Genomic DNA, 18,589 nt, shown 5'->3' on the forward strand with positions numbered 1-18,589 from the left:
GCGGGGCGTCAGCTGTGAGGCCCCGGGTGCGGGGTCTCAGGTGAGGCCCGGCGGCGACGGGTCGAAGGGCGCCACCAGGAAGTGCTCGCCCTCGGCGTCGTAGTCGAAGATCAGGGCGGTCCGCCCGACCGTCAGCCCGGGCTCCGGGGTGGCCGTGCGGACCTGGACGGTCGCGGTGGAGCCGTCCTCGGCGGTGACCTTGGCCTGCCCGAAGTCGGCCGTCACCCGGCCGGTCCGGATCACGCAGACCCGGCCGACGAAGTCCCCCCGGGTGGTCGGCCGGTCCTGCGGGAAGAGCCGCCTCAGCGGCTTGACGAGCACCCGGGTGCCCGCCCAGGAGGCGACCAGCGCGACGGCGAACACTCCGCCGCGCGCCGGCGCCCCCGAGGTGAGCACGGTGCCGGCCAGGCTGACGAACCAGGCGAGCGCGACCAGCAGCGACACCGCCACCGTCACGGGCACCCCGCCCAGCCCCAGCGCGTCCAGCACGCCCCCGTGGTGGTCGGCCCCCGTGCGGGCGCCCTTGCCCCCGTTCCCCCCGTCGGCCACGTCGTGGCCGCCGGTGCCGTGCCCGCCGGGCGTCCCGTGCGCCACGTGCCCCCCGGCACCGTGCCCCCCGGCACCGCGCCCGACGTGACCCACATGACCGCCGTGCCCGACATGGCCGGCGTGCCCGGCTTCCAGGTGGTGCCCGCCGCCGTGCCCCCCGTGCACGGCGCCGAACCCCAGTCCGCCGAGCAGCATCAGCAGCCAGTACCCGACGACCACCACCAGCGCGAAGCTGAACAGCGCGGTCGGAAAGGCCAGCGCGGCCGCGAAGAATCCCCCCATCCCGGCCACGCTCCCCCGCCCTCCCCACGGCACCGCGCTTCGGCGCCGGGGAGATCATGGCAGTGGGGGCGCCCGCCGCACATTGCCAGGATCCGGCAATCTTTACGGCTCTTTGACACCCTGGTACGCGCGACCCACGTGACACTGCAACAGCCCGGCAACAGGATGGTTGCCGGGCTGTCGTAACGGGCTCCCGCCGGTTTGCGGCGACGGGGCTAGAGGGGCTGCTCCGGCCAGTTCAGCAGCCGCGCGCCCATCGCCGCCGTCTCCAGCGTGAAGCGCTGCAGCGCGTCCGACGGGTCGTACCCCGTGAGCGCCCTGATCCGCTCCAGCCGGTAGCCCAGCGTGCGCACGCTCAGCCCCAGCCGGCGCGCCGCCTCCGCGTTCACGTACGCGGCCTCCGCCTGCACCGCGATGGTGTCCAGCAGTGGACGGGCGCCGCCGCGCGCCTCGCTCAGCGGGCCGAGCACGCTGCGCACCAGGTCCGCCATGGCCGCCCGGTCGCGCATCAGCACCGGGAAGACCAGCAACTCCTCCGCCTTCAGTTGCTGGGCCGGCAGCCGCAGGCGCTGCGCGTAGTCCAGCGCGTCCAGTGCCTCCTCGTAACTGCGCAGCACCCCGCTCGGCCCCGAGTGCCGGCGGCCGGTGGCCACCCGCAGCACCGGGCGGTACCCCGAGCCGGGGCGCAGCGTCAGGTCGGCGAAGGCCTCCAGCACCGCCCGCTCGGAGTCCGGGGCGATGCAGACCAGCCGGCCGTCCTTGCTGGCCAGCAGCACGTCCCGCTCGCCGAACCGCCCGGCCAGCTCCCGCTCCACCCGGTGCACCAGCGGATGCACGTCCGCGAACGCCTCGTCGCCCACCGCGACCGCCACCGTGTACGCGCCCGCCAGCCGCAGCCCGAACCGCTCCGCGCGCTCGGCGAGCAGACCGAGGTCGCTGCGGCCGAACAGCAGGTCGTCGATGAACTCCCGCCTGGCCGCCTCCTCCTGACGGACCGCCAGGCGCTGCGCGCGCTCGTGCCCCTCGCCGAGTGCCGCCAGTGCGGTGTCGGTGGCGGCGAGGACGGCGTCGCCCATCCGGCGCAGCTCGTTGACGCTGCTCGCGGCGGTCGTCCCGGGCAGCGTCTGCCAGGCCCGGCGGGCCGCCGCCAGACAGTGCGCCACCACCTCGCGCAGCCCGTACCCGGCCTCCGCGCAGTGCTCGCCGAGCTTGCGCAGACCCTCCAGCTCGTCGCGGCGCAGCAGCCGGCCGGTGCGGGAGACGTCGGCGAGCAGGTCGAGGTACGCCTCGGCCAGCTCGGTGGGTATGTCGTGCTCGATCCCCTCGGTCACCGTGTCCTGCCATCCCCCGTACGACCTGGTATTTCGGCGCTGAACATTAGCAGGATCGATACGGCCCGGGACCGGCGCGACCGGTCCCGGACACCCGGCGCCACCGGTCGCGGAGCCCGGGCGCTACCGGTCGCGGAAGTGCAGGACGAACCGCGCGCTGCTGCCGTCGATCCGCCGCCGCACGTACAGCGTCGGTGCGCCGTCCGGCGTGCAGCTGACCCCCTCGCGGACCAGCAGCGCGGTGCCCGGCGGGACGCCCAGCAGCTCGGCGTCCGCGAGATCCGCGCCGACCGCGCCGAACGCCCGCCAGTCGTACTCCAGCTCCACCCCGGCGGCCCGCGCCAGATCCAGCACCAGGTTCCCGGGACGGCCCGGCCGGACGAGCTCGGCGGGCAGCGGGCCGAACGGCACCCAGTAGCTGCAGGCCGCCCGGGCCCGCCCGCCCAGCCGGATCACCGAGTCCACCCGGGACAGCTCCCGGAGCTCACGGCCCAGCTGGCGGGCCGCTTCCGCGTCGTCCGCCGAGCCGGTCACGGGCGGTGCGGCGACGACGAACTCGCCGTCGCCCCGACCGCCGTCGCCCCGACCGCCGCCCGAACCGTCCGAACCGTCCGGGCCGCCGTAGGGCAGTGCGGCGTGCACGCTGCCGAGGTCGAAGCGCTGGCTGCGCGGGTCGACGGCGATCGACACGCGGACGGCGGGCGGGCGGACGAAGGTGCCCACGCCCCGGCGGATCTCCACCACGGCCGCCCGCTCCAGCTCCGCCACCGCCTGCCGCACGGTCAGCCGGTTCACACCGAACTCGGCGCTCAGCTCCAGCTCGCTCGGCAGCCGGGCGCCCGCCGGGTACGCGCCGGCGTCGATGCGCTCCTGGAGCCGGCGCGCCAGGCGGCGGTACAGCGGGGTGCTCGGGGTGCTCGGGGTGCCAGGAGGGTTCGGAGGGTTCGTTGCCACATGCTCGATCCTACGAAGCCCGCCGCCCCGCTCGGCTCGCCCCGCTCGGCTCGCCCCGCTCGGCTCGCCCCGCTCGGCTCGCCCCGGCCCTCGGACGGGAGTGGGATGGAGGGAGCGCCCGTCGGCCGCCGCTTGCCCGGCGACCCCCGGAGGGGCTAATTAGACATCTAGACGTCTGGATGTTCGCCTGGACGTCCCACCCCTCCCGAGCGCGGCTCCACCGAAAGGCCTCCCGCATGTCCCTGGTCAACTTCCGCGACGCCGCCGTCCTCGGCGACCCCGAGGGCCGTCGGGTCCGCCCCGGCGTGCTGTACCGCTCCGCCCAGCCGTTCCCGGCCGCCGACGAGGCCACCGTCGCCCAGCTGCGCGCCTGCGACATCCGCACCATCGTGGACCTACGCGACCCGCGCGAGACCGACCCCGCCGACTGGGCCGCCGCCGAGGCCGCCGGGATAGCCGTCGTCGCGGCCCCGGTGAACCCCGCCACCGACGCGCTCACCGCGCGGATGAGCACCATGGTCACGCCCGCCGACCTCGGCGACTTCTACGTGCTGCTGGCCGAGTCCGCCCCCGGGGCGGTCGCCGCCGCCGTCGAGGCCACCGTCCGTCCCGGCGCCGTGCTGCTGCACTGCGCGGCTGGCAAGGACCGCACCGGCCTGCTGACCGCGCTCCTCCTCGACCTCCTCGGCGTCCCCGCCGACCGCATCGTCGCCGACTACGCCCGCACCACCGACGCCCTCCCGCAGATCTTCGCCGGCCTCGCCGAACGCCACCGCACGGCCCTCAACGACCGCTCCACCTCCCGCGTCACCGACTCCCAGGGCCGCCACCTCACCATCCCCGCGCCCCTCCTGGAAGCCCCGGCCGAGGCCATGTCCGTCTTCCTCGACCGCGTCCGCACCCACCACGGCGGCGCCGCCTCCTTCCTCCCCACCTGCGGCGTCCCGGCCGCCACCCTCGCCGCCTTCCGCGGCAAGGCCGGCGCGGCGACGGCCTGACCCGCCCGGCGGCCGGCGCCCGGCCCCGTTCCGCGGTCGCGGCGGAATCCCGTTGCGCCGGCCCGCCCGGCCTGGCAGCGTGCCGGGCCAGGGGGTACGGAGACCACGGTTTCCGGCGGCCGGGGGTACGGAGACCAGGGGGTGTGCGATGACCGCGCTGCGCGAGATCCGCGCCGACCACGACGACCGGACGGTCGTGCTCTACCAGGCCTACCCGCCCGCCGTCGCGGACGCCGCGCTGGCGGCGGGCCGGTTCGTGCCGCCGTTCAGCTTCGGCCGGATGACCTGGATCAAGCCCTCGTTCCGCTGGCTGATGCACCGCAGCAACTGGGCGCAGAAGCCGGGGCAGACCCGGGTGCTGGCGGTGCGGATCACCCGGGCCGGCTGGGAGGAGGCGCTCGGTCGCGCCGTGCTGACCACGGCGCACCCGGACGAGGTGGCCCGGGCGGAGGTCCATGTGCAGTGGGATCCCGAGCGGACGCTGCGCGGGGCGGCGCTGAACCACTACAGCATCCAGGTGGGCGTCGGCCGGTCACTGGTCCGGACCTTCGCCGAGGAGTGGGTCGCCGGGCTCACCGACCTCACCCCGCAGGTACAGCGGATCGCCGCGCTGGTGCGGGGCGGGCAGGCGGCGAAGGCGCAGCGGCTGCTGCCGCCGGAGCGCCCGTACCCGCTGCCCGCCGCGACCGCGCGGCGTCTCGACATCCGGTGATCGTGCGGGACTTCACACGTCCCGCCGCCGCACCACGACCATCGTCACCGCCACCGCGACGGCGGCCCACACGCCCATGGTGGTCCAGGAGTCCAGCACGCTCGGCGCCCACTTGCTGATCGTGGTCAAGGAGTCGGGGTTGTAGGTGAGCCGGTTGACGGTGGATAGCGGCAGGTGGCTGCCGATCTCGTGCAACCACCGGTAGCGGTCCCCGGCGAACATCAGCGGCAGGATGAACATCAGCAGCACCAGCGACACGATCGAGGCGGTGGCGTGCCGCAGCACCGCGCCCAGCGCCATCCCGATCAGCGCGCAGACCGGCACGATCGCCGCGTAGGCGAGGACGGCCTGCAGGCTGACGCCTTCGGTGATGGAGAGCCCGACGTGCCGGGAGGCCAGCATGGCGTTGGTGGTGAAGAAGGACACCGTCGACACCACGGCTCCCGCCAGCGCGGTGATCCCGCCGATCAGCAGCACCTTGGCGGCGATCACCCCACGCCGCTCGGGCACGGCGGCGAAGGTGGTGCGGATCATGCCGGTGGTGTACTCGCCGAACACGGTGATCGCCCCGAGGCTGCCGGCGGCGATCGCCATCACGTAGCCGGCGATGTTGCTCAGGCCGTGGTACAGCGGGTCGTACTTGTACGGTGGCAGGCCGGGTATCGGCGCCGGCGGGTGGTCGATGTACGTCAGGTCGCTGTGCACGGCGTTGATGTTGATCACGATCGCCACCAGCGAGGCGAGCGCCAGCACCCAGTACGTCGACCGCAGCGAGCGCAGTTTGATCCACTCGGCGGCGAGCAGGTCGGTGAACCGGGGTGCCGGTTCGGCGAGGCCCAGGGCAAGGACGGTACTCATCGGGCCTCTCCAGCCAGGTATTCGACGCTGTCGGCGGTCAGGGACATGAACGCGGATTCCAGGGAGGACGTGCGGGTGGCGAGCTCGGCCAGCACCACGCCGTCCCGCAGGGCGAGTTCGCCGATCCGCTCGGCGGGCATGCCGGTGACGATTCCGAACTGCGGCTCGATCTCCCGTACTTCGGCCCCCTCCGCGCGCAAGGACGGCGCCAGCAGCGAGAGTTCGGGCGTGCGCACGGCCACCGAGGTCGCCGCGTTGCGGGCCGAGAACTCCGCCAGGCTCTCGTCGGCGATCAGCCGTCCGCGTCCGATCACCACCAGGCGGTCGGCGGTGTGCTCCATCTCCGCCATCATGTGGCTGGAGACGAACACCGTCCGCCCCTCGTCCGCGAGCCGCCGGAACAGCCCGCGCACCCACAGCACGCCCTCCGGGTCCAGCCCGTTCAGCGGCTCGTCGAAGAGCAGCACCGGCGGGTCGCCGAGCAGCGCGCCCGCGATGCCGAGCCGCTGCTTCATGCCCAGCGAGTAGCCGCCGATCCGCCGCCCGGCGGCCTTGCCGAGCCCGACCTCCGCCAGCACCTCGTCCACCCGCCCGAGCGGGACGCGGTTGCTGCGGGCCAGGGCCGACAGGTGCGCCCGGGCGGTGCGCCCGCCGTGCACGTCGCCCGCGTCCAGCAGCGCGCCGATGTGCCGCAGCCCGCGCGGCCGGCTCGCGAAGGGCACGCCCGCCACGGTGACGGTGCCCTCGGTGGGGGTGTTGAGGCCCAGGATCATCCGCAGCGTGGTGGACTTGCCGGCGCCGTTGGGGCCGAGGAAGCCGGTGACGGTGCCCGGCCGGACGGTGAAGGTCAACTGGTCGACGGCCGTGGTGGCGCCGTACCGCTTGGTCAGTCGCTCGATCTCGATCACGGGGACAACGCTGCCGGTCGGCGCCCGGGTGCGGCATCGGGCGGCGGGCCACAACCGGCCGCCGCCGCACTGGCCCCGGGGATTACGCCCCCGGGCCGATGTGCCGCCGGACGGGCCGCGGCTACCATCGCGTCATGATCATCGAAGCCCGTCCGCCGCTGCTCAGGCGCCTGCCCGCCGGGGTGTGGGTGGGGGCGTTCTGGGCTGCCCTGGTCGTGTTCCGCTTCTTCACCCGCGAGGGCGAGCTGCACCACCTCTTCGACTATCAGGGCAACCCGGAGGACATGCCGCTGGTGGTCACCGCGGTCGTCACCACCCTGGTCGCGACGCTGCTCGTCAGGATGCCGTTGGCCGCCGTCGCGGGGGCACTGGCGGGCAGCGTCTACTCGCTCGGGATGTGGAAGGTCCCGGAGACCCCCGTGCTCCAGTTCCTGATCGCCGACGCGGTGGTCGGCTACTGCGCGGCCACCCGCTCCCGCCGCGTCTCGCTGAGCTCCCTGGGACTGCCGCTCGCCACGCTCGCCGGGTTGTTCGTCCGGGGTCTGGCCGCCGGCTTCCCCGTCAACCCGTTCGCCTTCGGCGGCCTCGCCGCGACCGCGCTGATCGCCTGGCTGGTCGGGAACACCGTCCACCAGGGCCGTACCCACACCGAGGCCCTGCGCGGCCGCGCCACCGAGCAGGCCGTCACCGCCGAACGGCTGCGGATCGCCCGCGAGTTGCACGACATGGTCGCGCACAACATCGGCATCATCGCGATCCAGGCCGGCATGGGCAGCCGGGTCATGGACACCCAGCCCGCCGAGACCCGCAACGCGCTGAATGCGATCGAGGTCACCAGTCGGGAGACCCTGGCCGGGCTGCGCCGGATGCTCGGCGCGCTCCGGGCCGGCGAGAACGAGTCCGCGCCGCTCGAAGTCGCCCCGGGGCTGGCCGAGTTGGACCGGCTGGTGGAGAAGGGCGCGGGCGCCGGCGTCCGGGTCGCGGTGACCCGCGGCGGCGAGCCGCGCGCACTGCCCGCCGACGTCGACCTCGCCGCGTTCCGGATCGTCCAGGAAGCGGTGACCAACGTGGTCAAGCACTCCGGCACCCGCGACTGCCACGTCACCGTCGACTACCGGCCGGACGAACTGACCGTCGCCGTCGTCGACCTGGGTGCCGGAGCGGCGACGGCCACCCCCGGCGCCGGCTACGGCATCGCCGGCATGCGCGAGCGGGTCGCCCTGCTGCACGGCGAGTTCAGTGCCGGCCCGCGCCCCGAAGGCGGCTTCCGGGTCGCCGCCCGACTGCCGATCCCCCTGGAGGTGGGACCGTGATCCGTGTCGTTCTGGTGGACGACCAGCCGCTCATCCGCACCGGCCTGCGCGTGCTCATCGCCGACGCCCCGGACCTGGAGGTGGTCGGCGAGGCCGGTGACGGCGCCGAGGCCGTCGACCTGGTGGCCCGGCTGCGCCCCGACGTCGCGGTGATGGACATCCGGATGCCCGGCACGGACGGCATCGAGGCCACCCGCCGGATCACCGCCGACCCGGACCTGCCCACCCACGTCCTCGTCCTCACCACCTTCGACGACGACGACTACGTGTACGGCGCGCTGCGGGCCGGCGCGAGCGGCTTCCTGGTCAAGGACCTCGCCCTGGAGACCATCCTGGACGGCGTCCGGGTCGTCGCCGCCGGGGACGCGCTGATCGCCCCCGGCATCACCCGCCGGCTGATCGGCGAGTTCGCCGCCCGCCCGGACGCCGCCGCCGGACGGCAGCCCAGGCGGGCCGTCACCGGGGGCGTCACCGAGCGCGAACGCGAGGTGCTCACCCTGGTCGGGCGCGGTCTGTCCAACACCGAGATAGCGCAGGAGCTCACCATCAGCGTGGCCACCGCCAAGGCCCACGTCGCCCGGCTCTTCACCAAGCTCGACGCCCGCGACCGGGTCCACCTGGTCATCCAGGCCTACGAGTTCGGACTGGTCAGCCCGTAGGGAGCGCCGAGCCGGCCCGGGAACGCGAGAGCGCCGGGGTGGGCCCGCACAGCCCACCCCGGCGCCGTTCCCCGCGTCAGACCGTCACGGGGCGTCCGATCGTCACGGGACGATCGCGTGCGAGATCTGGCAGCCGCTGACCGCGTTCGACCAGGTGCCCTGCATGGCGAACGAGCCCGTCGCGAAGTTCACGTTCTGCGAGCCGCCGGTGCCGCCGACGCCCTTCCAGGCGCACTTGTCGGCGTTCTCGGCGCCGGACGAGTCCGTCCAGCCGCCGGCCGGGAACTGGTCGGTGACGGTCTCCGAGTACTCGTGGCCGTACACCATGGTCACGCCGTCCAGCAGGCCCGCGCTGCCGCTGTTGACGTAGTTCTGGCCGCAGGAGCTGCCCATGTCGGTCACGTACGGGTCGTTGGTGAACGCCAGGTTGCCGTACGGGGAGGAGGCGGCGCCGCCGCTAAGCGTGGTGTCGCCGTTCCAGTCGTGCCAGGCGCAGAACTGGCCCGTGGAGGTGTTGAAGCCGTCCGGGTGGGTGCCGGTGGGGGAGAGCACCACGTACTGCACGTTGCGGTTGGAGGCCGCCGTGGTGTTGCCGAAGTGCGCGGCGCCCGCGATGGCCTCCTTGGCGATCTGGTTGCCGGTGGCCTGGCCTGGGGCGGCGGCCGACGAGTCCACCCAGACGCCGGCCAGCGCGCCGCCGGTCGGGTAGCCGACGTGCGCGGCGGTCGACGGGCAGCTGGTGGCGCCCTTGGCGACGCCCTCGCAGTACTGGGTCATGACGCCGGACCAGGTCTCGTTGTTGGTGCCCAGACCCTTGAACAGCTGCTGCGCGCGGACGGCCTCGCCCGACGGGTCACCGGAGAGGGTGGTGTACCCGTTGGAGTCGGTGCCCTGGGTGCCCCACTGGGAGCCCCAGAAGATCAGGTACACCTGCGGCGCGCCGGTGGTGACACCGACGCCGCTGACACTGCCGCCGAACTTCAGGTTGGAGGTGCGGGCCGCGGCCGCGGAGGAGGCGTTGGCGTGCTCGGCACCCTCCTTGGTGGGGACGGCGCCGTGCCGGTACGGGTGGCTGTTCCCGGCGAACTCACTGGTCGGCTGGTCGGCCTGGGCGGCCGGGGCGGCGGCGAAGCCGGCGGCGGCGAGCGCCAGCGCGCTGAGCCCGGTCAGGGCCCGGGTCCGCGTCCGGCGGGAGGTGGGGGACATGCCCATCGTGAGGGTTCCTCTCTCATGTGCCGACCGCACGCCGGTAGGGCGCGGCGGCACCGTGGGGGGACGAAGGGGAGTACGACGACGGCAGCACGGAACGGCGGACCGCTCGTCACGAGCAGTCGGCGAAGTGGGGATGGGGGACCGTTCCGCCGTCGACGGCCCGAAGCAAAGCAGAGCCGCTGAAACCGGGTCAACGACGGCGAGCGCAAAGAAAACCCACACGTACCGCCTCGAACATCAAAAGCCCGCAGGTGGCAGGGCGTTGATGCGCGTAGCGCAGCGGACTATCAACAGTTGAGGGGAGCCTCTACACCGTATGGGCCGGGCAGCTCACCCCCGTCCGGGAGCGCGGTTCCCTCCCCCGCCGGACGTGCGGATCCGGCGGGGGAGGGAAGTCGTCGAGCGGGCGTCAGGCCGCGGCCCGCCGCGGCCCCTCGTAGGCCTCGCGCAGCCGGGTCTGCGCCTGCGCGCCGGCCTCCAGGTGGTCGAGCCCGAGCAGTGCCGCGCCCAGCACCGGCGGCGCGACGACCACCCGGGGCTCGGCCAGCGGCGCGGCCTGCGCGAGGCGCGCCTTCAGGTTGTCGAGCAGCAGCGGGTGTTCGGAGGCGAGCACGCCACCGCCCAGCACGACCGGCGTGGGGGTGTCCAGCAGTTCGAGGCGTCCGAGCGCGACCACCGCGAGCCGGACGATCTCGTCGGCCTGGCGGTCGATCAGCTCCAGGGCGATGGCGTCCCCGTCGCCCGCGACCGCGAACAGCACCCGCGCGATCTCGTGCAGCCGCGCGCTCGGCAGGTGCCCGAGGTGGACGGCCTCGGCGACGGCGCCGGCGCTGGGCAGGCCGAAGTGCTCGGCGATGGCGCGGGCGAGCGCGGTGGGCCCGCCGCGGCCGTCCTCGGACCGTACGGCGTGCCACATGCTGGTGATGGCGAGGCCGGAGCCGCCGCCCCAGTCGCCGGTGAGTTCGCCGAGGGCGGGGAAGCGGGCGGTGCGGCCGTCCGGCAGCAGGCCGACGCAGTTGATCCCGGCACCGCAGACGACGGCGACGCCACGCGGGCCGTCGGTGCCGGCCCGGAGCAGGCCGAAGGTGTCGTTGACGACGGTGTTGCTGACGCCCCACGGGTGGGATTCGAGGGCGTCGCGCAGGCCCTGCTCCTCGACCGGCAGGTCGGCGTTGGCGAGGCAGGCACTGACGTGGCTGGTGAGCACGCCGCGCCAGCCCGGGTGGCCGGCCTGGGCCGCGGCCTGTTCGACGAGCGGGGTGAGGCCGGCGACGGCTGCGGCGCCGCCGATCTTCTGGGGTTCGAAGCCGCCGCCGCGGGCGGTGCCGAGGATGCTGCCGTCGGCGCCGATCAGGGCGACGTCGGTCTTGGAGTTCCCCGCGTCGATGGCGAGGACGCCGGGCAGGAGTGGTTCGGGCTGGTGGGTCATCAAGTCCCCGCGGCTCGTACGTGGCCCGGCCGGGAAGTCGTCGGCCGGGGGTGCCCGGCCGGGGGTGTCGTCGGCCGGGGGTGGACGGTTTCGCCGGGTCAGGCCCAGGCGAGGTGCTCGCGGTTGTGGGCGAGCAGCCGGTCCGTGAGCCGGTCGGCCTGTTCGATCTGGCCGACCAGCGGGTGGGCGAGCAGCGCGTCGAAGACCCGGTCGCGCCCGCCGCGCAGGGCGGCGTCGAGGGCGAGGTGCTCGTACGCGGTGACGGCGGCGACGAGGCCGGCGTACAGCGGCTCCAGCGGGCGCTGCGGCAGCGGGCGCACGCCCGCCGCGTCGACCTCGGCCGGCACCTCGATGACGGCGTCGTCCGGCAGGAAGGGCAGGACGCCGTCGTTGCGGGTGTTGACCACCTGGACGGAGGTCCCGCCGCCGGTGCCGAGCAGCGCGGCGATCAGCTGGACGGCGGCCTCCGAGTAGAAGGCGCCGCCGCGCTTGCCGAGCAGTTCGGGCTTGGTGTCCAGGGTGGGGTCGGCGTACATTTCCAGCAGCTGCCGCTCGATCTCGGCGACCTGCGCGGCCCGCGAGCCCTGTTCCTTCAGCTCGGCGACCACCGCGTCGTGCTGGTAGAAGTACCGCAGGTAGTAGGACGGTACGACGCCGAGCCGCGCGATGACGGCCTGCGGCAGGTGCAGGTCCTCGGCGATCTCCTTGCCGAAGTCGCCGAGCAGCGTGGGCAGCACCTCCCGCCCGCCGGAGGCGCCCGGCGCGTCCAGCAGGGTCACCCCGCGCTCCCAGGTGAGGTGGTTGAGCCCGACGTGGTCGAGCCGGATCAGCCCCGGGTCCACCCCGAGGTGCCCGGCGAACTTGCGCTGGAAGCCGATGGCGACGTTGCACAGCCCGACGGCCTTGTGACCGGCGGTCTGCAGCGCCCGGGTGACGATGCCGACCGGGTTGGTGAAGTCGACGATCCAGGCGTCCGGGTTGGTCCGGCGCACCTGCTCGGCGATGTCCAGCACCACCGGGACGGTGCGCAGCGCCTTGGCGAGCCCGCCGGCGCCGGTGGTCTCCTGCCCGACGCAGCCGCACTCCAGCGGCCAGGTCTCGTCCTGGTTGCGCGCCGCCTGCCCGCCGACGCGCAGCTGCAGTAGGACGGCGTCGGCGTCCGCGACGCCCGCCGCCAGGTCCGTGGTCACCGTGACGACCGCGGCGTGCCCCTGCTTGGCGAAGATCCGCCGGGCGAGCCCGCCGATCAGCTCCAGCCGCTCGGCGGCCGGGTCGATCAGCACCAGCTCGCCGACCGGCAGGGTGTCGCGCAGCCGGGCGAAGCCGTCGATCAGTTCCGGGGTGTACGTGGAACCACCGCCGACGATGGCCAGCTTGAGCGAGGAAGCTCCGGACGTCTTCGGTGCGGACATCAGCCCTTGACCCCTGTCAGTGTCACGCCTTCGATGAAGGCCTTCTGAGCGAAGAAGAAGAGGATGATCACCGGCGCCATCACCAGCAGCGTGGCGGCCATGGTGAGGTTCCAGTTGGTGTGGTGGGCGGCCTTGAAGGACTCCAGTCCGTAACTGAGGGTCCAGGCCTCGCGCTCGTTGCTGGCGTAGATCTGCGGGCCGAAGTAGTCGTTCCAGCAGTAGAAGAACTGGAACAGCGCGACCGCCGCGATGGCGGGCCTGGCCATCGGCAGGACCACCCGCAGCAGGGTGCGCAGGTCGCCGCAGCCGTCGATCCGGGCCGCCTCGATGTACTCGTTGGGGATGGTCATCAGGAACTGGCGCAGCAGGAAGATGGAGAACGCGTCGCCGAAGGCCATCGGGATGATCAGCGGCCAGAGCGAGCCGCTCAGGCCCATCTGCTTGGCCCAGAACAGGTACATCGGGATGACCGTGACCTGCGGCGGCAGCATCATCATCGCGATGACCGCCATCAGCGCCAGGTTGCGGCCGCGGAAGCGGAACTTGGCGAGCGCGTAGGCGACCGGCAGGCTGGAGACGATGGTCAGCAGCGTGCCCGCGCCGGCGTACAGCAGGGTGTTGCGCCACCAGGTGAGGAAGCCGGGGGTGTCCCACACCTTGCTGTAGTTGCCCCACTCCCAGTGGGTGGGCCAGTAGTCGGTGGTGAGTGCCTGCCGGTCGTCCATCACCGAGGTGAGGAAGACGAAGACGAAGGGCAGCAGGAAGAACAGCGCGGCGGCGATGGCCAACGAGTGGACGGCCACCCAGTTGAGCAGCGCGCGGCGCCGGGCGGCCCGGGCGGCGGGACTGCCGGGGCCGCGGGGACGGGTGGAGCCGGCCGTGGCCGGCGCCTCGGTGAGTGTGTTGCCAAGAGTCATGATCAGGTCCTCACTGGCCCGCTAGTCGTCGCTCGCCATGAAGCCGGACTTGCGGCGGAGCAGGATCGAGGTGACGGCCATCGAGATGGCGAACAGCACCAGGGCGACGACGCAGGCCGCGCCGTAGTTGAAGTGCTGGAAGCCGAGGTTGTAGACCATCTGCGGCAGGGTCCAGGTGGAGCCGCCCGGGTAGCCGGGCTCGAACTGCTGGCCGGAGTTGCCCGCGATGCCGCTGGCGACCTTCCCGGCGACGATCGCCTGGGTGTAGTACTGCATGGTCTGGATCACCCCGGTGACCACTGCGAACATGATGATCGGCGAGATGTTCGGCAGGGTGACGTACCGGAACCGCTGGAACGGTCCGGCGCCGTCCAGCGCGGCCGCCTCGTACTGCTCCTTGGGGACGTCCAGCAGTGAGGCCATGAAGATGACCATCAGGTCGCCGACGCCCCACATGGCGAGCAGGGTGAGCGCGGGCTTGGACCAGTCCGGGTCGGCGAACCAGCCGGGCTGCGGCAGGCCGAGCTCGCCGAGCAGGTGGTTGACCGGCCCGGTGCCGGGGTTGAACAGGAAGGCGAAGGCGACGGTCGCGGCCACCGGCGGGGCCAGGTACGGCAGGTAGAAGACGGTGCGGAAGAAGCCGGCGCCGGTCTTGACCTTGGTGATGAGCATCCCGACACCGAGGCCGAAGGCGACCCGCAGGCTCACCATGACGGCGACCAGCCACAGGGTGTTGCGCAGGCCCTGCCAGAAGGTCGGCAGCTGGTTGAAGACGTAGTCCCAGTTCTTGAGGCCGTTGAAGGTCGGCTGGCCGAAGCCGTTGTACTGGGTGAAGGAGAAGTAGGCGGTGGAGACCAGCGGGTAGACGAAGAAGACGCTGAACCCGATCAGCCAGGGGGAGAGGAAGGCGAGGGTGCGGGCCGCCTCCCGGCGGCGCTTCCGGCGCAGCAGGTGCTGCGTGGAGGGCGCCGCCGGGTCGGTCGGTCCGGCGCCGGCCTTGCCGCCGCTTCCCTTGCGGGTGCCGAACGCGAGTGACATGGGAGCTCCGTGGGCCGTTCGCGGCGCTTACTTGGCCTGGGCGATGTCGGTGTCGATCTGCTTGGCGGTGGCGCTCAGGCCGGCCTGGAGGTCGGTCTGCTTGCCGGACTCGTAGTCGTAGCCCAGGTTCTGCAGGGACACGATGTAGGCGCTGCCGTTGACGGCCGGCGGGGTGGTGCCGGAGTGCGCGTTCTTGGCGATGTCCAGGAAGGTCCTGACGTTGTCGTCGCTCACCAGCTTCGGCGAGTCGAGCGCCTCGAAGGTGCTGGGCACGTTGTGGATCGCGTTGGCGAAGCCGACGACCGCGTCGGTGTCGGTGGTCAGGTACTTGACGAACTCCCAGGCGGCGGCCTGCTTCTTGCTGGTGCCGGCGATGCCGACGATGGTGCCGGTCTGGTAGCCGCGGCCGTAGGTGTCGGCCTGGTCGTCCGGGACGGGGAAAGCGGCGGTGCCCCACTCGAAGTCGGGCTTGTTGTCGGCGAGCGCGGCGGTGCGCCACTCGCCGTCCATGGCCATCGCGACCTGGCCGGTGAGGAAGGGGTTCTTGGCGCTGAACTCCTCGCCGAAGGTCGAGCGGAACTTCTCCAGTTTGGCGTAGCCGCCGAGCTGGTCGACCAGGCCCTTCTGCCACTTGAGCATCGCGGCGACCTTCGGGTCGGTGGCGATGTTCGACTTGCCGTCGGCGCCGAAGTAGGTCGGGCCGTACTGGCCGAGGAAGTGCTCGGTGGTGGACTCGTAGCCGTGGTACAGCGGCATGAAGCCGAGCTGCTTGTACGAGTCGCCGTCGGGGACGGTCAGCCTGGCGGCGTCCGCGGCGAACTCGCTGAAGGTCTTCGGCGGGTTGGCGATGCCCGCGTCGGCGAAGGCCTTCTTGTTGTAGAACAGGCCGTACGCGTCGCCGAGCAGCGGCAGCGAGCACTGGTCGCCCTGGAACTGGGTGTAGTTGAGCATCGCGGCCGGGAAGGTCTTGGCCGCGTCGATGCCGCTCTTCTGGAGCAGCGGCTTGAGGTCGATGAAGGCCTTGGTCGAGCAGAACATGCCGACGTTGTTGGTGGTGAAGGAGGAGACCACGTCGGGCGCGTCGTCGCCGCCGGCCCGCAGGGCCTGGTTGACCTTGTCGTCCGGGATGTTGCCCACGGCCTTGACGTGGATGTTGGGGTGGGTCTTCTCGAAGGCGGCGATGTTGTCGTTGATCGCCTTGGTCTCGTTGTCCTGGCTCCAGCCGTGCCAGAAGGTGATGGTGACGTCCTTGCCGCTGGCCGAGTCGTCGCTGCCGCCCGAGTCGCTGGAACCGGTGCAGGCGGTGGCGAGCAGGGCCAGGACGGCGCTGCCGGCGACGGCGACGATCGTGCGGCGGCCTCGGCGGGAGGTGGTGGCGTGCACTACGAGGTCCTCCTGGGAGTGCGCGGGCAGGCGGCGTCGCCTCGGGTCCCGCGTTCGGGGGGTGGGGAGAGGTGGGTGCGGGGAGCGTCGGTGGGTGGGAGCCTCGGTGGGTGGCGGTGTCGGTGGGCGGCGGCGTCAGTGGGTGGAGAAGACCGCCTCGCGGGCGTCCGACAGGGCGCGTTGCAGGGCGCCGAGCAGCACCGGGGAGCCGGGCAGGGCGCTGCTCCGCACCTCCGGCCGGGCGATGGAGAGCTTGGCCAGTTCGTCCTCGACCAGGGCGCGCAGGCGTTCGCCGCCCGCGGTCGGCACCGCGCCGGAGAGGACCACCAGCTGGGGGTCGACCACGGCGACGATCACGGTCAGCCCGACGGCGAGCCGCCCGGCCAGTTCGGCGAGGAAGACGTCGCCGGCGCCCGGGGTGGCCAGCGCCTTGGCGATCGACTCCTCGGCGGTGGGCGCGCCGAGCCCGTGCTCGCGGGCCAGCGCCCGGACGGCGGGTGCGCCGACCAGGGCCTGGAACCCGCCGAACTTGCGGCGGCGGGAGTCCCACTCGACGGGTGAGTCGGGCACCGGCATGTAGCCGACCTCCCCGGCGCCGCCGGTGAAGCCGCGGTGCAGCCGACCGGCGATCACGATCGCGGCGCCGACGCCCGCCTCGGCCCAGAGCAGCACGAAGTCCTCGAAGCCCGCCGCCGCGCCGGAGGCCTGCTCGGCGACGGCGGCCAGGTTCACGTCGTTCTCGATCGACACCGGCGCGCCGATCGCCTCGGACAACTCCTCGACCAGTCGCGGCGAGTGCCACCCGGGCAGGTGGGAGGCGTAGCGCAGCTTGCCGGTGACCGGGTCGGGGGCGCCGCCGACGCCGATCGCCACGGTGCGCAGGCTGCCCTCGGCGAGCCCGGCGGCCCGGACCGCCTCGGCCACCGCCGCCGCGACCCGGGGAACGGTCTCGGCGGCCGGCACGCCCTTGGTGGTGACGGTGTGTTCGGCCAGCGTGGTGCCGGTGATGTCGGCGACCGCGACCCGGATCCCGCTGTTGGTGACGTCCAGCCCGGCGACGTACCCGGCGGCCGGATTCACCTGGTACAGCTGCGCGTTGGGCCCCGGACCACCCGCCGTGGTGCCGACCGGCAGGACCAGCCCGGCCGCCTCCAGCCGGGCCAGCAGCTGGGAGGCGGTGGGCTTGGACAGCCCGGTCAGCGTGCCGATCTGGGTGCGGGAGAGCGGGCCGTTCTCCAGCAGCAGTTCGAGGGCGGCGCGGTCGTTGATGGCCCGCAGCAGGCTCGGCGTGCCGGCGAGGGGGACTCTGGCGGTGCTCCTGGTCATGCCCGGAATCCTCCTCCTTCGGCTCGCCCGAGAGAACTGTTAGGAAACTTTCCAGTCGCTTGGGTAGGACCGTAAGGGCCGCGTCAGCGGGGTGTCAATGGCCGGGTGACCGGAGGATGCCGAAGCGTTACCTCCGCTGTGGTGGGGGCGGGGCCAATGCTCTCTCGGTCTTCAAAAAAGAAAATAAATATAAAGAAAGAATAAATTCTGCCATCCCCCTGAGTGTGTGTGGCGTGCCGATGGGTGAAACAATTAAAGCAGGTAAGAATTCTGGCGTGGCCTCCTCGGTGCGCCGAGGGGGCCACGCCTCAGAAAACGCTCAAGTGCGGACTGAATGAAATATGGCTCTACTTGTGTTGCCTGCCTCGCCCGGGTGGCGAGGCAGGCAACACAAGTCCTGGCACACCGAGGACGCTTCGGCACGGCCGAAGCGGCGACGGCAGTGCCCGGCCCTCTGTGCAGGAAGTCGGCCAGACCGACTTCCTGCACAGAGGGCGGGAAAGTTGTGGTCAATCACAGCTCCTTCCCCGTTCCGCCGCGATCGTGATCGCGGCGGAACGGGGCGCAATGCGGGCGAGCAGGGAACGGATGAGAAAGGCGGGCCCGCGTCCTCGGACGCGGGCCCGCCCAGAACAATGGGCGCCCCGCCTACCCGCCCCGCTGCCAAGGGCGTTCCCGTCTGGTTCGACCTGCAATCACAGTGATCGGTCGGCGGCCCGGCCGGAAGCGGCCGGGGCGCCCGAAACCAGGGGAAAGCGAGTGACCAACGCAAACCGGGCGAGCCTGCGCCCAAGACGCGAAGCCGCCGCATCCCTTGCGATTCCGACATGTCGGTTCCTCCGCCGACAGGCGCGTCATCAGGCTGGGGGTCAGGCAGCTTCGGGTCGGTCCAGCCCGGCAGCTCCCGGTTGCGCGAGCCAGACCAGCCGCGAGGTGATCCCCGGTCGCCCGGCGAAGTGGCGCAAGGCCCGTTCGGGAGATGCGAGGGTCATCCGCGCCCGCCCGTTGATGTCGATCACGTGTGTCGGCCCGTCATTGTCGACGAGCCCCCAGGCGACGACCCATCCGTCGGCGTCCGCAGGGCCCTCGCCGCACACCTGGACGACGGCGAAGAGCTGGGGTGCGGTGTCGAGCACAAGTTCGCACAGCTCCTGGGCGAAGGTCGGCTCGGCCGCCAGCCTGGGTGTGGCTGGGTGGGGGTTTGGCGAGGGCGTAGCGGTCATGGAAGTCTCCTACGTAAACGGGAGTTGGGCGCCGCGCTGCCACCACCACGGGCAGCGACAATCCCTGACGCAGAGTCAAAAGTAG

Annotated in this window: 17 protein-coding genes; 4 read left to right on the forward strand and 13 right to left on the reverse strand. The window is 72.7% G+C overall.

Annotated elements, in window-relative coordinates; genetic code table 11:
- Nucleotides 1-36 precede the first annotated feature (36 nt).
- The 3 genes from ACZ51D_RS15890 to ACZ51D_RS15900 all read right to left on the reverse strand — a co-directional run bounded on the left by ACZ51D_RS15890 (nucleotide 37) and on the right by ACZ51D_RS15900 (nucleotide 3,116).
- Complete coding sequence (locus tag ACZ51D_RS15890) at nucleotides 37-831, reverse strand: hypothetical protein (RefSeq protein WP_465662579.1); 795 nt, start codon at nucleotides 829-831, stop codon at nucleotides 37-39.
- A 215-nt stretch (nucleotides 832-1,046) separates the two neighbouring features.
- Nucleotides 1,047-2,162, reverse strand: coding sequence for a PucR family transcriptional regulator (locus tag ACZ51D_RS15895; RefSeq protein ID WP_465623051.1), 1,116 nt, complete (start codon nucleotides 2,160-2,162; stop codon nucleotides 1,047-1,049).
- 123 nt (nucleotides 2,163-2,285) lie between these two features.
- On the reverse strand, nucleotides 2,286-3,116 hold the full coding sequence (locus ACZ51D_RS15900; protein ID WP_465662581.1) for a GntR family transcriptional regulator: 831 nt from the start codon (nucleotides 3,114-3,116) through the stop codon (nucleotides 2,286-2,288).
- A 236-nt stretch (nucleotides 3,117-3,352) separates the two neighbouring features.
- Here ACZ51D_RS15900 and ACZ51D_RS15905 point away from each other — a divergent pair, with 236 nt between their 5' ends.
- Together ACZ51D_RS15905 and ACZ51D_RS15910 are read left to right on the forward strand one after the other, a co-directional pair.
- Entirely contained in the window at nucleotides 3,353-4,114 is a 762-nt protein-coding gene (locus ACZ51D_RS15905; RefSeq protein ID WP_465623055.1) for a tyrosine-protein phosphatase, read from the forward strand.
- Between the two features lie 148 nt (nucleotides 4,115-4,262).
- Nucleotides 4,263-4,826 carry a DUF4291 domain-containing protein gene (locus tag ACZ51D_RS15910; protein ID WP_465623057.1) on the forward strand — a complete coding sequence of 188 codons (564 nt, stop codon included), beginning with the start codon at nucleotides 4,263-4,265 and terminating at the stop codon, nucleotides 4,824-4,826.
- Between the two features lie 12 nt (nucleotides 4,827-4,838).
- Here the strand turns inward: ACZ51D_RS15910 and ACZ51D_RS15915 are convergent, their stop codons facing one another.
- Entirely contained in the window at nucleotides 4,839-5,684 is an 846-nt protein-coding gene (locus tag ACZ51D_RS15915) for an ABC transporter permease (RefSeq protein ID WP_465662583.1), read from the reverse strand.
- Nucleotides 5,681-6,592 carry an ABC transporter ATP-binding protein gene (locus ACZ51D_RS15920; RefSeq protein WP_465662585.1) on the reverse strand — a complete coding sequence of 304 codons (912 nt, stop codon included), beginning with the start codon at nucleotides 6,590-6,592 and terminating at the stop codon, nucleotides 5,681-5,683. The genes ACZ51D_RS15915 and ACZ51D_RS15920 overlap by 4 nt, the downstream gene beginning before the upstream one ends.
- Before the next feature lie 134 nt (nucleotides 6,593-6,726).
- Here ACZ51D_RS15920 and ACZ51D_RS15925 point away from each other — a divergent pair, with 134 nt between their 5' ends.
- Complete coding sequence (locus tag ACZ51D_RS15925) at nucleotides 6,727-7,905, forward strand: sensor histidine kinase (RefSeq protein WP_465662587.1); 1,179 nt, start codon at nucleotides 6,727-6,729, stop codon at nucleotides 7,903-7,905.
- A complete protein-coding gene (locus ACZ51D_RS15930; RefSeq protein WP_465623064.1) occupies nucleotides 7,902-8,564 on the forward strand; it encodes a response regulator in 663 nt (220 codons plus the stop codon). Before ACZ51D_RS15925 ends, ACZ51D_RS15930 begins: the two co-directional genes overlap by 4 nt.
- 102 nt (nucleotides 8,565-8,666) lie before the next feature.
- Here ACZ51D_RS15930 and ACZ51D_RS15935 read toward each other — a convergent pair whose 3' ends face one another.
- The 8 genes from ACZ51D_RS15935 to ACZ51D_RS15970 form a co-directional block, all read right to left on the reverse strand.
- Nucleotides 8,667-9,776 (reverse strand): hypothetical protein, encoded by a 1,110-nt coding sequence (locus ACZ51D_RS15935; RefSeq protein ID WP_360503369.1) that lies wholly within the window; start codon nucleotides 9,774-9,776, stop codon nucleotides 8,667-8,669.
- Nucleotides 9,777-10,185: 409 nt separating this feature from the next.
- Nucleotides 10,186-11,205 carry an N-acetylglucosamine kinase gene (locus ACZ51D_RS15940; RefSeq protein WP_465623067.1) on the reverse strand — a complete coding sequence of 340 codons (1,020 nt, stop codon included), beginning with the start codon at nucleotides 11,203-11,205 and terminating at the stop codon, nucleotides 10,186-10,188.
- Between the two features lie 98 nt (nucleotides 11,206-11,303).
- A complete protein-coding gene (locus ACZ51D_RS15945; RefSeq protein ID WP_465623069.1) occupies nucleotides 11,304-12,617 on the reverse strand; it encodes a 6-phospho-beta-glucosidase in 1,314 nt (437 codons plus the stop codon).
- The gene (locus tag ACZ51D_RS15950) at nucleotides 12,617-13,534 is read right to left on the reverse strand and encodes a carbohydrate ABC transporter permease (RefSeq protein ID WP_465623071.1); all 918 of its coding nucleotides are present in this window, start codon (nucleotides 13,532-13,534) and stop codon (nucleotides 12,617-12,619) included. Before ACZ51D_RS15950 ends, ACZ51D_RS15945 begins: the two co-directional genes overlap by 1 nt.
- Nucleotides 13,535-13,555: 21 nt before the next feature.
- Entirely contained in the window at nucleotides 13,556-14,572 is a 1,017-nt protein-coding gene (locus ACZ51D_RS15955) for a carbohydrate ABC transporter permease (protein ID WP_465662589.1), read from the reverse strand.
- A 27-nt stretch (nucleotides 14,573-14,599) separates the two neighbouring features.
- Nucleotides 14,600-15,955, reverse strand: coding sequence for an ABC transporter substrate-binding protein (locus ACZ51D_RS15960; protein ID WP_465662591.1), 1,356 nt, complete (start codon nucleotides 15,953-15,955; stop codon nucleotides 14,600-14,602).
- Nucleotides 15,956-16,090: 135 nt separating this feature from the next.
- Nucleotides 16,091-17,281, reverse strand: coding sequence for an ROK family transcriptional regulator (locus tag ACZ51D_RS15965; protein ID WP_360503355.1), 1,191 nt, complete (start codon nucleotides 17,279-17,281; stop codon nucleotides 16,091-16,093).
- An 869-nt stretch (nucleotides 17,282-18,150) separates the two neighbouring features.
- On the reverse strand, nucleotides 18,151-18,504 hold the full coding sequence (locus ACZ51D_RS15970; protein ID WP_465623078.1) for a hypothetical protein: 354 nt from the start codon (nucleotides 18,502-18,504) through the stop codon (nucleotides 18,151-18,153).
- Between the last annotated feature and the right edge of the window lie 85 nt (nucleotides 18,505-18,589).

This window comes from Kitasatospora sp. NPDC033851 (assembly GCF_055576085.1).